The organism is Gammaproteobacteria bacterium (assembly GCA_013816845.1).
Taxonomy (GTDB): Bacteria; Pseudomonadota; Gammaproteobacteria; order DSM-16500; family DSM-16500; genus Aquicella.
Window position 1 is genome coordinate 373,058 of record JACDDU010000003.1, and the last position, 13,258, is coordinate 386,315.

13 protein-coding genes are annotated in these 13,258 nt (G+C 42.3%); 6 read left to right on the forward strand and 7 right to left on the reverse strand.

What is annotated here, in order from left to right; genetic code table 11:
• Positions 1-188 precede the first annotated feature (188 nt).
• On the reverse strand, positions 189-974 hold the full coding sequence (locus H0W64_07685; protein MBA3661591.1) for a zinc dependent phospholipase C family protein: 786 nt from the start codon (positions 972-974) through the stop codon (positions 189-191).
• Positions 975-1,041: 67 nt separating this feature from the next.
• Here H0W64_07685 and H0W64_07690 point away from each other — a divergent pair, with 67 nt between their 5' ends.
• Positions 1,042-1,461, forward strand: a complete 420-nt coding sequence (locus H0W64_07690) for a PaaI family thioesterase (protein ID MBA3661592.1) — start codon at positions 1,042-1,044, stop codon at positions 1,459-1,461.
• Positions 1,462-1,475: 14 nt separating this feature from the next.
• Here the strand turns inward: H0W64_07690 and pdxA are convergent, their stop codons facing one another.
• Genes pdxA through H0W64_07705 form a run of 3 tightly spaced genes read right to left on the reverse strand, consistent with a single transcriptional unit; the run spans position 1,476 to position 6,060 of the window.
• On the reverse strand, positions 1,476-2,495 hold the full coding sequence (gene pdxA, locus H0W64_07695; protein MBA3661593.1) for a 4-hydroxythreonine-4-phosphate dehydrogenase PdxA: 1,020 nt from the start codon (positions 2,493-2,495) through the stop codon (positions 1,476-1,478).
• Between the two features lie 37 nt (positions 2,496-2,532).
• Positions 2,533-3,498: a SurA N-terminal domain-containing protein gene (locus H0W64_07700; protein MBA3661594.1), complete on the reverse strand. Its 966-nt coding sequence runs from the start codon at positions 3,496-3,498 to the stop codon at positions 2,533-2,535.
• Positions 3,499-6,060 (reverse strand): LPS-assembly protein LptD, encoded by a 2,562-nt coding sequence (locus tag H0W64_07705; protein ID MBA3661595.1) that lies wholly within the window; start codon positions 6,058-6,060, stop codon positions 3,499-3,501.
• 104 nt (positions 6,061-6,164) lie between these two features.
• On the opposite strand from H0W64_07705, the gene H0W64_07710 reads away from it, so the two are divergent.
• The 4 genes from H0W64_07710 (at position 6,165) to H0W64_07725 (ending at position 9,921) form a co-directional block, all read left to right on the forward strand.
• A complete protein-coding gene (locus H0W64_07710) occupies positions 6,165-7,181 on the forward strand; it encodes a phosphotransferase (protein ID MBA3661596.1) in 1,017 nt (338 codons plus the stop codon).
• A complete protein-coding gene (locus H0W64_07715) occupies positions 7,169-7,846 on the forward strand; it encodes a nucleotidyltransferase family protein (GenBank protein MBA3661597.1) in 678 nt (225 codons plus the stop codon). Before H0W64_07710 ends, H0W64_07715 begins: the two co-directional genes overlap by 13 nt.
• A 66-nt stretch (positions 7,847-7,912) precedes the next feature.
• Complete coding sequence (locus tag H0W64_07720) at positions 7,913-9,433, forward strand: YifB family Mg chelatase-like AAA ATPase (protein MBA3661598.1); 1,521 nt, start codon at positions 7,913-7,915, stop codon at positions 9,431-9,433.
• Between the two features lie 89 nt (positions 9,434-9,522).
• Positions 9,523-9,921 carry a hypothetical protein gene (locus H0W64_07725; protein ID MBA3661599.1) on the forward strand — a complete coding sequence of 133 codons (399 nt, stop codon included), beginning with the start codon at positions 9,523-9,525 and terminating at the stop codon, positions 9,919-9,921.
• Between the two features lie 151 nt (positions 9,922-10,072).
• Here the strand turns inward: H0W64_07725 and rpoH are convergent, their stop codons facing one another.
• Both rpoH and ftsY read right to left on the reverse strand, forming a co-directional pair.
• Positions 10,073-10,936 (reverse strand): RNA polymerase sigma factor RpoH, encoded by an 864-nt coding sequence (gene rpoH / locus H0W64_07730; GenBank protein MBA3661600.1) that lies wholly within the window; start codon positions 10,934-10,936, stop codon positions 10,073-10,075.
• Positions 10,937-11,034: 98 nt separating this feature from the next.
• On the reverse strand, positions 11,035-12,039 hold the full coding sequence (gene ftsY / locus H0W64_07735) for a signal recognition particle-docking protein FtsY (protein ID MBA3661601.1): 1,005 nt from the start codon (positions 12,037-12,039) through the stop codon (positions 11,035-11,037).
• A 72-nt stretch (positions 12,040-12,111) separates the two neighbouring features.
• Here ftsY and rsmD point away from each other — a divergent pair, with 72 nt between their 5' ends.
• On the forward strand, positions 12,112-12,660 hold the full coding sequence (rsmD, locus tag H0W64_07740) for a 16S rRNA (guanine(966)-N(2))-methyltransferase RsmD (GenBank protein ID MBA3661602.1): 549 nt from the start codon (positions 12,112-12,114) through the stop codon (positions 12,658-12,660).
• Here rsmD and H0W64_07745 read toward each other — a convergent pair whose 3' ends face one another.
• Positions 12,661-13,254, reverse strand: a complete 594-nt coding sequence (locus tag H0W64_07745; protein MBA3661603.1) for a hypothetical protein — start codon at positions 13,252-13,254, stop codon at positions 12,661-12,663.
• Between the last annotated feature and the right edge of the window lie 4 nt (positions 13,255-13,258).

Here is a 13,258-nt window from a genome sequence, read left to right on the forward strand (position 1 = left end):
GCGCTGGAATGATTTGGTCATAAGTTGCACTGCCTGGTTAAAGGCTTTAGGGTTTTGAATCCGAGGAGGATCGAATAATACACTACCATCGTTTGCTTCGCGTGCATCGACTTGCACAATATTTTGTGTGAGTAATGCATCACTTACCAAGAGGACAGGGGAGACGTGTTGGGGTATGACGGGCCGCTTTAGGGGGGATGTTTGACCAGGCTCGTATCCTTAAATTGATGCCATAAATCCATTTGATAAAGGCTAATTTTTTTCGTAATCATTTCTAGCCCACCGACAGGATGCAAAAAGTAATGTTTTGCAGTCCAGGGCATACGAAGTTTAAGGTATGGGTAAGAAGGTAAAGCAATGAGGCGTTCAGTGAACCCTGCAATCATGAGGGCTGCATTACCCCATTTAATTTGATGGGCCGTAATGCCAGGTTCTTTCATCCTTTCATAAATGGCTAATAAATCGTGTACGGGAACCCACCAACGGAGCGGTGCAAGTGTCCATAAGTTACGATCAAGATTAAGAAGCAAATCAATTCCTGCATCACCATGTCCATGGGCTTGGTTTCTATCATTTTTAAAATCATGTTCAGCAACAATGGGGTAGAAGGTACGATGAATAATTTCATCGGCGACACGGTGCGATGCACAACCAAATAAAAAGGCAATTAACCGGGGATTACTTTTGATCGGATTGGGATAAGTATCTTTAATATATTTTGCAAAGGCATCGATAAAAGGGTCCCAATGCGAAACTTCACCATGAGTTGTTCCTGAGATATAGCCTGAATCGGGATAGTAGGATCCGACTAAATACGCATCAAAATTTTCTAATAATAATTCACGTAAGGTGGGGTCAGGTAATTGTTTAACGGCTTCCTGAGACAAATACATATGCGTGATGCCACCGGCAGCATAAACAGAAGACAGACAGGTGAACATAAAAAAAAGATAAACTATCCATACCTTTTTCATTCGGGAAAACTCCTCTTTCGTCGTATTATACTCATTCAACATCGATCCACAATGAAGGATGCAAGACATGATTTGGAAAGTTAAATTCGACTTGAAGGCTTTAAATGATCGTGCGCTCAATACCATGTCTGATTTTTTGGGCATTACTTTTATCGATTTTGGCGATGATTTTCTTGTAGCAAAAATGCCTATCAATGAACGCACGCTTCAACCTGCCGGTATCATGCATGGGGGGGCATCTTGTACGCTTGCGGAATCAATTGGTAGCACAGGGGCTAATTTAAGCGTGGATCCTACGCAATTTTATTGCGTTGGGCTTGATATTAATATTAATCATATCCGTGCGGTTCAGCATGGCGAAGTCATTGCGACTACTAAACCTTTTCACCTTGGCAAGAGCACGCAAGTTTGGGCCATTGAAATTAAAAATACTGAAGGAAAATTAGTTTCGGTGAGTCGATTAACGATGTCAGTCTTGAAAAAATAAATATTGAAATGATGTTAATTAACCATCTTAATCGCCAATCTAATCGCTGCAAGTAAACTTGTTGCATCACAATTTACGGTACCCGCAAGATCATAAGCAGTGCCATGATCAACTGATGTGCGAACAAAAGGTAACCCCAACGTTACATTCACCGCATGACCAAAGCTTGCGTATTTCACGACGGGTAAAGCTTGATCATGATACATTGCAAGCACCGCATCAAAACGTTCAAGCTGACGCGGGGTAAAAATCGTATCAGCAGAAACAGGGCCAATCAAAGTTGCAGCGCTTTTTGAAAAAGATTTTAGGGTAGGCGTGATGATTTCAATTTCTTCATTGCCTAAATAGCCCCCTTCACCTGCATGAGGATTCAAACCACATACAGCAATTTTGGGATGAGCAAAATGAAATTGTCTTTGTAAACCTTCAATTAAAATGGCAAGAATGGTGCGTAATTTAGTTTGGGTAATAGCATCGCTTACTGCTTTTAAGGGCAGGTGGGTCGTCGCAAGCGCTACTAAGAAATCCTTCCTTCCTTCAGAACCTTCCGCAACAAATAACATGACGGTTGCAAGGACCCCAGTCAACTGCGCAAAGAATTCGGTATGACCAGTAAATGGGATGCCAGCATGATTGATCACTTCTTTATTTACCGGTCCGGTAATGACGCCTTGTGCTCTATTCTGCTGACAAAGCGAACTTGCAATCGATAATGTTTCAATGACATAAGCTGCATGGCTAGACGATTTTTTCCCCGGTATAACTTTAGCGTCTAAATGAACAGGATAATATTTGAGCGTACCGGCAACTGATGCGGTTGGAGTTGAGTCTAAGTTGCATTCCGTTAAAGTGAGCGGCAATTTAAGTTGCGAACTTCGTGCGGCCAGCATGACAGGATCTGCAACAACAATGATTTCAGCAGGAAAACTTTCTTGCGCGATACGAATCGTAATATCCGGTCCGATGCCTGCAGGATCGCCCGGTGTTAATAATAGACGGGGTACAGACCTTTTTGCAGCTTTGTCCTCAGGCATTGCCCGTCCTTAGATTAAGCGCTCTGATGATTAAGTACTAAGTTTTCATGACGATGTAAGCTTGGCTACGCAATTTGGATAACCAGGTTTGCATTGCTTCTTCAAACTTGCGTTGCAGTAATAATTCTTGCGCATCTTTGCGATTCAAAATAGCTTGACTGCCTTCTTGTTTAATTTCAGCAAGTTGTAAAACATGAAACCCGTTCCCTGTTTCAATTGGAGCGGAAACATCTCTTGCAACCATTTTATTAACGACTGAGGCAAATGCGGAAGGTAATTCGGTGAGATGGAGGAAACCTAAGTCTTCACTTTGTACTGCAATGCCTGCAGCTTTTTCGTCCCCGGCAATGGTGGATAAAGGTTTACCTTGTTTTAAAGATGCCGCGATTTGCAGAGCATGCGTTTTTGCAAGGTTCCGATCAGGTTCGGTTACATTGTCAGCAAGTGGAACTAAGATATCAACTATGCGATAAGCTTTGGGGCCAGTGCGTTCGGCTTTTAAAGTCACCATGTATCGATCGACTTCCTTCGGTGTAATAGTTAATCGCGCCATCAATTCTTGACGTTGAATACGGTTCATCATCATTTGTTCGCGAATTTCATCGCGATAAACATTGCGTGCGATCCCTTCTTGTTTAATTTTCTCATACAAGGTTTCTGAACTCACATGATTTTGTTGGGCAATGTTTTTAATTGCTTCATCTAAATCTTTGTTAGTAATTTTGACGCCGGCTTGCTTAGCAAGTTGTAATTGCAATTTTTTATTGATGAGTTGTTCGAGTGCTCTTTGGCGAATATTTTGATCTTGAAAAGCTTGCGCATATGCGGCCCCGCCTTGCAACTTCACAATATCAAGTGCATGCGAAAGTTCTGATTTTGTGACAACATCCTCATTAACTACAGCTACAATTTTATCTAGCGTTTGTTCTTGGGTAGCGAATGCGCTCATACAAGCAAAACAGCAAGCCATACTTATCATTAAATTTTTTATACTTTTTTGCATTTAAATATCCTGCCCAAATTGAGGATTGTATCCAGAAATGGTGCTTAACCGAGGTGCATTATCACCGATGTTGCCGATGCCTTTTAGGGAAAACTGGATGTAAAAATCGTTACTGTACTTTGTCGTATTATTTTTATTGGGGTTAATGCCTAAAAAGGCACGGGAGGCGACCATCCTTACAGCCCAACAGCATGTGTCATATTGTATCCCATAAAATAAATTCTGCAAATGACGCCGATTAAAGTCCTGACTCCACAACCCCAGCATCGTAAGATTGTTCAAAAAAGGTGCAGGCCAGGAAAACGAAAAATCCGTTACTTTTAAGTTATTTTGGGATCCAGGGGTCACGACGCCGGAGAGAACATCCCCATTGAAAGCATAGGTGTAACCCAAGTTGATGATGTGATTATTATCAGTTTGATAATGTAAACCGAGTGTTGCGTTGTTCAGTTGCTTTGAAATAGGGTTCCATAAAACGTTGGCGCTTGCATTCCAATTCCAGTTGATTGCGTAATTCAGAACGGAGGATAGGGGTGAAAGCCGCCAATCGTTGCTCGCATTTGAAGGATTGTCCGTACAAGTGTCATCATTACAAAGGGTGACACGACGCTTAGCAAAATAAACAATTTCGCCTATTCCAAAACGGACTTTTTCTACGCCAGTTAATTGATCAATCAAACGCGTTGTTAAACCCAAGCCTAGTTGGTTCGCATCTCCGATACGATCAATGCCACTGAAACGGTTATAATTAAAAATTTGGTCATAGACTAGCGTATTGACGCTTGTGTCAAAAGTCGGGATATTACTTTGCTTATGATAGGGGATATAAGTGTAGTAAATTTGCGGTTCTAACGTTTGGCGAAACGCAAAGTTTAAGAAAGTTGCTTCACGGTTAAAAGACAATCCTGTGGAAAGATCAAAAATTGGGATAACACGATGAATGTCGTTGGGTACAGTGCCTTCCGTTTGCTTCAAACTATATTGGGTGAGTGCAAGTTGAAGACGCGGATTGATAAAAAAATAAGGCATGTAATACGGTAAGCTTATACCCGGTTGCATATGCAATCGCTGGCCGACAGGGGAAACAGTATCTGTACCCGGCGTTTTTATAAAACTAAAATTGGTAATTTCTGTGTTGATAAAATATTCTAAACCAAAAAGTTGATTTGGATAATTACCATTTAGAACAAGTTGCGGAACGCGTCGGTAGGAATTAAGGACGGGCGAGTTATTGATCGGATGAAGCGTCTGGTAAGCTTGCAGTCGACCCGTAAAATTCCAATGTTCACTTTTATAAAAAATATCTCCTTCTTGTAATAATTGATTTTGCATAATTTCATTTAAATTACTACCAAAGTTGCGTAAGTAGTAATCATCACTTGCATAATTAAAATCAATGTGACTCGACCAATGCTCGTTGTATCGTGCATCATCGCGTAAAAAGAAGCCGATACGCGTCGGGCTTGCGTTGAGAAGTCGGTTAAGTTCCGCTTGCACGACAGGGTTTGACGATTGAGTATATTGCTCATCCACACTACTCGAACGTTGAAAAGCCTTAAAGGCTCGATCATTGGGAACAATACTTAGGTTAAGGGTGCCTGCACGCAGCGCTGTAATATAACGGAAATTGTCTGAAATCATGAAGCCGCGTTTAGCAAGATAGGCCGGCATCAAGGTCATATCATAGTTGGGTGCCATATCCCAATAAAAAGGGGTTAGTAGATAAGGCCCCCATTGGTTCTTCGTGCCAGGGCGGGGCCATAAAAAACCACTTTTACGCTGCTTATCAATAGAGAAGCTGAAGTAGGGTAAATAAAGCACGGGCACACTCTTAACAAACAATTGCGCACCCTTAGCAGATCCGCGTCCCGTGTTTTTATCCAATAAAATTGAGTTTGCTTTAATTTGCCAAGCGGGGTTGCGCGGTGGACACGTACTAAAAGTTGCTTCATTTAGCTCATACACGTTCGGCTTATTTTGGGCAAATTCCTCGGCGTGACCCCAGGCTGTTAAACCTAGAACATGGTGTTCTGTAGGCGGAACCGGTAACAAATCAGTTTTGGGTAGAAGCGTCGTGCGGTAGATGATATCCATAAGGGATTTAGCTTCAGTCTCAACGGTATATCGCCCCTTTTTACTGATCACTAAAGTGTTTTGTTCTCGAAGGTGAACATCGCCAATCATTTCGACGGCACTCAGTTTTTGGGTGATGGGATCGCGATAAACGTAAGCTTTATTAGCCGTCATTTGCTGGTCTCGGCGCGTCAGCGTCACTTTCCCTTCTAAAATGGAAGTGCGTTTCGGTGAGAGTAAGCCTTCATCGCCTGTTACTTTGACAGAATGGGCAGGTCTGGTATGATCGGGAATAAATGCTTCTTCTAAATAATATCCCCCGCAATAATTCTGATTGTTTTGAATCCAGCCTAACTCTTTGGCAATCGCATTGCGTGCTAAACTTGAAGTTTGGGATTCGTTGGTTTGTGCATAGAGGGATAAGCCCACAGAAAACAAAATAATGAGTAACAGCAAGGAAGCATACTTTAACTTTTTTTGACTTAACATTTCACAATCCCAAGTAGTGTCCCTTTGGGTGATAGACGGTTGTATGCTTTATGAATAAAGGTTGCTTATAATTGTTTGGCAAGTGTAACGAAAAGGATCCCGCAATGGAATCGAATCCCATGCGAAAAGTAGCATTAGAACGCTGGCTACGTGAGCAATGTAAAATACAAAATCCGGTGTTACATCCCCTCACGAGCGATGCAAGTTTTCGTCGATACTATCGCTTGTATGATGCAGACTATTCCTGGATTGCAATGGACGCCCCGTCTCCGCTCGAGTCTTGTCCATCATTTATTGCACTTGCTAAAACATTACGTAATGTCGGTGTAAATGCACCTTTGATTTATCATCACGATTTATGCCAAGGTTTTTTGCTCTTAAGTGATTTTGGCGATTTGACTTATTTAAAAGCTTTAAACAGCGCGAATTCCGCCGTACTTTATGACAAAGCTTTGCAAGCACTTTTAATCATGCAGAAAATAAAAACAGTCGAAAATTTGACGCTTGCGCCTTTTGGCCTTGAACTCATGCAGCAAGAATGGCTTTGGCATAAAGAATGGTTTGCCGAAAAATTACTGGCACTGGATAAGAAGGTGCTGACGCTAAGCGTTGATCATTGCTTTACGCAAATTGCAGAGCTTGCGACAATGCAACCCCAAGTGTTTATGCATCGCGATTTTCATGCCGGGAACCTGATGTGGCTTCCTAAGCAGGAAGTGGGCGTACTTGACTTTCAAGATGCATTTATTGGACCTGTAACCTATGATTTAGTTTCTTTATTACGTGATTGTTATATTGATTGGCCCGATTATTTGGTGACCCAATGGGTCCAGTATTTTTACGACCAATTGATTTTAAACCGTACCTTGACCGATGTTAGTTTTGATGTTTTTTACCGTTGGTTTGATTGGATGGGGATAGAAAGACATTTGAAAGCGCTGTTTACTTTTGCACGTAAATCTATTCGGGATGATCAACATTCGTATTTAAACTTTATCCCACGAACCCTAAATTATTTAGTTTCAACGACTGCAAAATATAATGAACTTCTACCCTTGCACGATTATGCAAAAACTGCGCAAGCGGCATTTAACGAAAGGACAAGTGTATGCGCGCAATGATTTTAGCAGCTGGTTTAGGACGTCGTATGGGTCCTGTGACGCAACATACACCGAAACCGTTACTGAAAGTGGGTACGCATTATCTGATTGAATATTCTATTGCAAGTTTGCAACGTGCAGAGATCACAGAAATTGTCATTAATGTGTCACACCATGCAGAGCAAATTAAAATGCTTATCGGCAATGGAAGTAAGTATGGTGTCGATATTATTTATTCCGAAGAAGCAACCCGCCTTGAAACAGGGGGTGGAATTCTAAAAGCGTTACCGTTGCTAGGAAAAGATCCTTTTATTGTTTTAAGTGCTGATGTCTTGACGGAATATCCACTCAGTCAGTTACCGAAAGCGCCGAACGGTCTTGCCCATATTGTCTTAGTGCCCAATCCTCCTTTTCATCCCTTGGGGGATTTTGGTTTGGAGGGGGAATTTGCATCATTGAAAAATTCGCCTTTTTACACCTATGCTAACATTGGCATTTATCGTCATGAATTATTTGCAGATGTTGAGCCGGGCGTTTTTCCACTGAGCCAATTGCTAATCCCTGCTATCAAGACACGTCACATTACAGCGGAACTTTTTACTGGAACTTGGCATAACATTGGCACCCAAGATGATTTAAAAATATTTAATGCTGCAAAAAAATCTAACCTCCTTTCGCTCGTATAGTTTTTCTCCGCAACGCTTGCAATTTCGTCTGTCATTTTTTTTATAAATTTTTTAAGGATATTTATTATGGCGCTTGCCATTGTGTATAGCCGTGCATCTGCGGGTATTGATGCACCGCTTGTAACAGTTGAAGTTGATCTATCTTTTGGTACCTCAAAATTTAATATTGTAGGATTGCCGGAAACTGCCGTCAAAGAAAGTAAAGATCGGGTGCGCAGTGCCATTATTAATTCTCATTTTGATTTTCCGGGTCGACGGATTACCGTTAATCTTGCTCCTGCTGATTTAAAGAAAGAAGGGTCGCGTTTCGATTTGCCGATTGCATTAGGGATACTTGCAGCTTCGGGTCAAATTCCTAAAGAAGCTTTATTAGCATATGAACTAGGGGGAGAGTTAGCATTAAACGGCGAATTAAGAGCTATTCGCGGCGTATTGCCGCATGTTGTCGCTTGTTTGCGTGCAAAGCGTCAATTGATTGTGCCTGCAGCAAGTCGGTATGAAGCAAGCCTTCTTCCCGAAGCGCAAGTACTCATTGCGAACCATTTACTTGACGTATGCGCTCACATTAAAGGCGAACGTTTGTTGCCAGTCTGTGAATCTTTTCAATTCGATGCAATTCCTCATGACGCTTTAGATGTTGCAGATGTTGTTGGGCAACTTCACGCAAAGCGGGCGCTTGCCATTGCAGCTGCGGGGCGTCACAGTTTATTGCTGATCGGACCGCCTGGAACGGGCAAAACGATGTTAGCCAAAAGATTAGTAACTTTACTACCAGCTTTGGGTGAATCAGAGGCGCTTGCCGTTGCGTCCATTTTTTCCTGTAGCAGTGCAGGGTTTGATGCCAAACATTGGCGAACTGTGCCCTTTCGTGCGCCTCACCATAGTAGTTCCTATGTTGCTTTGGTGGGCGGTGGGCGTCCGCCACGACCTGGTGAAATATCACTTGCCCATCACGGCGTTTTATTTTTAGACGAATTGCCTGAATTTAAAAGAGAGGTTTTAGAAAGTTTGCGTGAACCGATGGAAGCGGGTTTTATTGCCATTTCTCGCGCTGCGAGTCAGGTGACTTTTCCAGCTTCTTTCCAATTGGTGGCGGCGATGAATCCTTGTCCTTGCGGCCAATTTGGGAGTAAAGAAACGTATTGTCGCTGTTCGCCGCAGCAAGTGAGTCGTTATCTAAGTAGAATTTCTGGTCCCTTATTAGATCGAATTGATATGCAAGTTGAAGTCCCTAAAGTTCCTCAAGAAGCGTTTGCACAAAAGGTTGAACATCCTGCCTACCGAAGTGACGTGTTGCGTGCAACGATTGAACAAGCTTGGCAGTTGCAATTTGATCGACAAAAAAAATGTAATGCCTATTTAAATGAGCGCGAGATTACGTGTTTAGAAATTCTACCTCAGGCAAAGAATTTGCTGCATTTAGCGATGAAAAAATTTAACCTTTCTGCGCGGGTTTATCATCGCTTAATAAAAATAGCACGCACGATTGCTGATTTAGGTGCAAGTTCTGTCATTGACGATAAGCATGTTAGCGAGGCATTGCTTTACCGAGTATTTGACCGGATTAAGGCAGCTTCGACAAATTGATCAATTTTTTTACAATATTATCCTAAGCTTCAGGATTATAATGAAGTTAGGCGTTTCGTCATTTGCGTAAGATTCAAGAGGAGATAGGCATGACGTTGACTTTTTATCCCCATGGGGATGACATGCTAAAGGGGTCGCTTGCAGACCGAATTGAAATTTTAATGGAAGCCGCGGAACGTTACAAAGCGGTTGTCATCGAAGTTTTACCCAAACCTGATGCGAGCGAAGAAGCAAAAAAACGGATGACCCCACGGGATTTGAAAGCCGCTTTTAATTGGGAAGAAATAGCCCGCGTTTTATTAGCAGTGCGTGAACTTCCGGAAATGAACAAAAGCGATAAATTAATGAAAGCGAGTTTATTGAAAAAATTAGCCGAAGTTTATGAAGTTTTGCGTGCTGCAAAAATGTCAAAACTTGAAGCTGTGCGCTTAGCTCTGATTAATGAATCTAACCAATTAGGGGGAAATAGTACTCAAATGGGTGGATAGAAACATGACTTTCTTTACGCTACTCAATGCTTTGGATCGTATGATTGCCTTGCCTATTCTTCGTCGTACCGCATTTACACCGAGAAATTGTAGTGCGCACAGACGGACTCCGAGCTTTTAATCTCAAACCCAGCACTTGAATGGGTTTGGGTTATTTAGCTTGAAAGGCTTCTACTACCGTGCGCAATTTAGCCATCGCGTTTTTCTCCAACTGACGGACGCGTTCTGCGGAAATCTGATATTTCTCCGCTAAATCTTGCAAGGTGAGTTTATTTTCCCCCAACCAGCGAGTGCGAATAATATCTTGGCTGCGGGTGTCGAGTTGGTCCAAGGCTTGGTAAATCATGTCATTGGATTGGGTGGTCCAATCGGAGTTTTCTAATTGTTGAGCGGGGTTATAGCGATAATCTTCGAGATAGGCAGCGGGTGCAAAATGGTTTTCATCGTCATCATCAGGATAGCCGTCAAAGGAAGTATCAGCGGTAGCAAGTCGTAACTCCATTTCGCGTACTGTTTCAGGTTTTACGCCTAAATCCTTGGCAATAGAATCTACTTCTTGATTGCTCATCCAGCCCAGACGTTTTTTGAGGTTACGTAAATTAAAAAATAATTTGCGTTGCGATTTAGTCGTCGCAATTTTAACAATGCGCCAGTTGCGTAAAATGTATTCGTGAATTTCAGCTTTGATCCAATGCATGGCAAAAGTGACTAAGCGCACACCCATGTCTGGGTTAAACCGGCGTACTGCTTTCATTAAGCCAATGTTACCTTCTTGAATTAAGTCAGCGAGGGGTAGTCCATAACCTAAATAGCCTTTAGCAACCCGCGCCACATAGCGCAAATGCGCAAGAATGAGTTTTTTTGCCGAAGCTAAATCTCCTTCTTTTTGCAAATTAACAGCTGCATTATGCTCTTCTTCTTGGGTTAAAAGCGGAACCTGGTTAACGTAATTCAAATAAGCTTCCAAGCTTCCAACTGGGAAGTTAATACCTACAGTTTGTAAACTTTTGCTCATAAGGAAACTCGCATTAATTGATTTTATTCGAATTTTTTCAAGAAAGACCCAAACGGGTAAGCGCCCGTTATCATACGTAATTTATGATAATTTTTCAACTAGCTGCTAAATAGTGCATCGACAAACTCATCAGCTTGAAAAGGTCGTAAATCATCCATGCCTTCGCCGACGCCAATAAAGCGAATTGGAATATCAAATTCTTTCGCGATAGCAAAAATAATGCCGCCTTTGGCGGTGCCATCAAGTTTAGTAATGACAATACCGGTTAACCCAATCGCTGCATGAAATTGTTTTACTTGGTTGAGTGCATTTTGCCCAAGGGTTGCATCGATGACGATGAGTACTTCATGCGGCGCTGAGGGGTCAGTCTTTGCTAAAACCCGCTTAATTTTTTGAAGTTCAGCCATCAGGTTCGATTGCGTATGCAATCTGCCGGCAGTGTCGGCAAGCAAAAGATCCGTATTTCTCGCTTTTGCTGCAGCAAAAGCATCGAAAATGACGGCCGCCGTATCAGCACCCTGCAATTGCGCGATAACCGGTACATGGTTACGTTCGCCCCATGTTTGTAACTGCTCAATAGCTGCCGCGCGAAACGTATCACCCGCTGCCAACATAACAGTTTTATGGTCAGCTAAAAAATAATGCGCGAGTTTACCAATGGTCGTCGTTTTTCCAGATCCGTTAATCCCCACCATCAGCATGACAAAAGGTTTGGCAGTAAAAGTGGGTAATGCTTGTACGCGTGGACGCAAAATGTTTTTCATTTCCGCTTTCAGCGAATGGAGTGCAGCTTCTGTATCGTTTAATTCTTTACGGGCTAATTGTTGTGTCAAAGAGTCAATCAGAAGCGTAGTTGTTTCAACGCCAACGTCTGCGGATAAGAGTAAAGTTTCAATTTCGTTTAATACATCACGATCAAGCAGCTTCTTGCCTAAAAAAATGCTACCAATACGATCTGTTAAACCATGACGAGTTTTGCTTAACCCTTGTTTTAAACGATTAAAAAAAGACTTCGGCGCTTCTTTTTCCGGCGCTTGGCTTACTTCTGCTATAGCAGAAGGCGGGTTTTCAGTGGTTTTTTTTCTTTTAAGAAAATCAAACATTTTCTATCCTTAAGCCCAATAAATTTGCCAAGTAATGTAGCATAATCTGGGGAAGAAGAGGGAAGCGGTGACATGAAAAAAGGTCAAGTTCGTATTATTGCCGGTATTTGGCGGGGCAGAACTTTAAAAGTACCTGATTTAGCAGGCTTACGGCCCACGCCTGATCGGGTGCGTGAAACAGTTTTTAATTGGTTGAATCAAGCCATCGTGGGTGCGCGTTGTCTGGACGCTTTTGCCGGTAGTGGCGCATTTGGTTTTGAGGCTTTGTCCCGAGGGGCAAGTTATGTCGAGATGGTAGATCAGGCGCCTTTGGTAATCGAAACGCTCAAAGCAGCTTTGCATCGTTTTGAAGGGCTTGCAACCATTTATCAAGCCCGCGTGCCTGAGGAATTGCTTGAAGTAAAACAAGCCTTTGATATTGTTTTTATTGATCCACCTTATCAAGCGGGACTGTTATTGCCAACTTGTTTTGCTTTAGAAAAGAGAAAAATGTTAGCAGAAGGCGCTTGGGTTTATTTAGAGTCAAACAGTGAAATTACGGAAGATCAGTTGCCTAAAGGGTGGCGTTTGGTCAAAAGCCAACGGGCAGGCGAGGTACATTACTACCTCGCCCGGCGTTAGTTACATTGTTTTTCGTTTCTTGTTGTCCTTGGGTTTGATTTCGTCAGAACAAGAAGAAGACGTTTCTTTCGCTTCATTCGAACTAGAAGAGGATTTTCCTTTTAAGGCCGAAGTCCATAAAGAAGGCGTCGGATTTTTTTTCTTCTTTCCGCTCGTAATGTCTTGCTTATCATCTTCTGGCGTTGAGAAGTTATTAACCTGAATGGATAGAGTTTGGGTAACGGAACTCAAAAGGTTAGGTAAGCTCTGGCTGCGATGTTCCTCAAGCTTGTGAACAATCGGTGAAGAAATTGTAGCTAGACTTTGACTGCGCTGCACAGGATTTAAAGCATTATATTCGCGCTGGATCTTCTCGCGAGAAAATGCTGCAAATCCGCCATTACGCAAAAAGGCGTCATAAAGGTTAACCGTGGTGCCTGAGTTTGGAATTAAACCCTTTAATAAATTCTCGGCAATCATGGGGGAGTTTTCAGCTACTTCAACCGATTTTTCAAATTCTGCTAAGACTGGGTCGACAACTGCATTCGTTATCGCAACGTCAGCAGTATTAACATTGTTGTTATTGTTATTATTTGGATCTCTTGAACCTGACATGTGA

Coding starts and splice junctions, on each gene's coding strand:
- H0W64_07715 (MBA3661597.1), top strand. CDS start 7,169: ATGCGCGCAATGATTTTAGCAGCTGGTTTAGGACGTCGTATGGGTCCT.
- H0W64_07685 (MBA3661591.1), bottom strand. CDS start 974: ATGAAAAAGGTATGGATAGTTTATCTTTTTTTTATGTTCACCTGTCTG.
- H0W64_07725 (MBA3661599.1), top strand. CDS start 9,523: ATGACGTTGACTTTTTATCCCCATGGGGATGACATGCTAAAGGGGTCG.
- H0W64_07705 (MBA3661595.1), bottom strand. CDS start 6,060: ATGTTAAGTCAAAAAAAGTTAAAGTATGCTTCCTTGCTGTTACTCATT.
- H0W64_07720 (MBA3661598.1), top strand. CDS start 7,913: ATGGCGCTTGCCATTGTGTATAGCCGTGCATCTGCGGGTATTGATGCA.
- H0W64_07700 (MBA3661594.1), bottom strand. CDS start 3,498: ATGCAAAAAAGTATAAAAAATTTAATGATAAGTATGGCTTGCTGTTTT.
- H0W64_07745 (MBA3661603.1), bottom strand. CDS start 13,254: ATGTCAGGTTCAAGAGATCCAAATAATAACAATAACAACAATGTTAAT.
- rpoH (MBA3661600.1), bottom strand. CDS start 10,936: ATGAGCAAAAGTTTACAAACTGTAGGTATTAACTTCCCAGTTGGAAGC.
- pdxA (MBA3661593.1), bottom strand. CDS start 2,495: ATGCCTGAGGACAAAGCTGCAAAAAGGTCTGTACCCCGTCTATTATTA.
- H0W64_07710 (MBA3661596.1), top strand. CDS start 6,165: ATGGAATCGAATCCCATGCGAAAAGTAGCATTAGAACGCTGGCTACGT.
- rsmD (MBA3661602.1), top strand. CDS start 12,112: ATGAAAAAAGGTCAAGTTCGTATTATTGCCGGTATTTGGCGGGGCAGA.
- ftsY (MBA3661601.1), bottom strand. CDS start 12,039: ATGTTTGATTTTCTTAAAAGAAAAAAAACCACTGAAAACCCGCCTTCT.
- H0W64_07690 (MBA3661592.1), top strand. CDS start 1,042: ATGATTTGGAAAGTTAAATTCGACTTGAAGGCTTTAAATGATCGTGCG.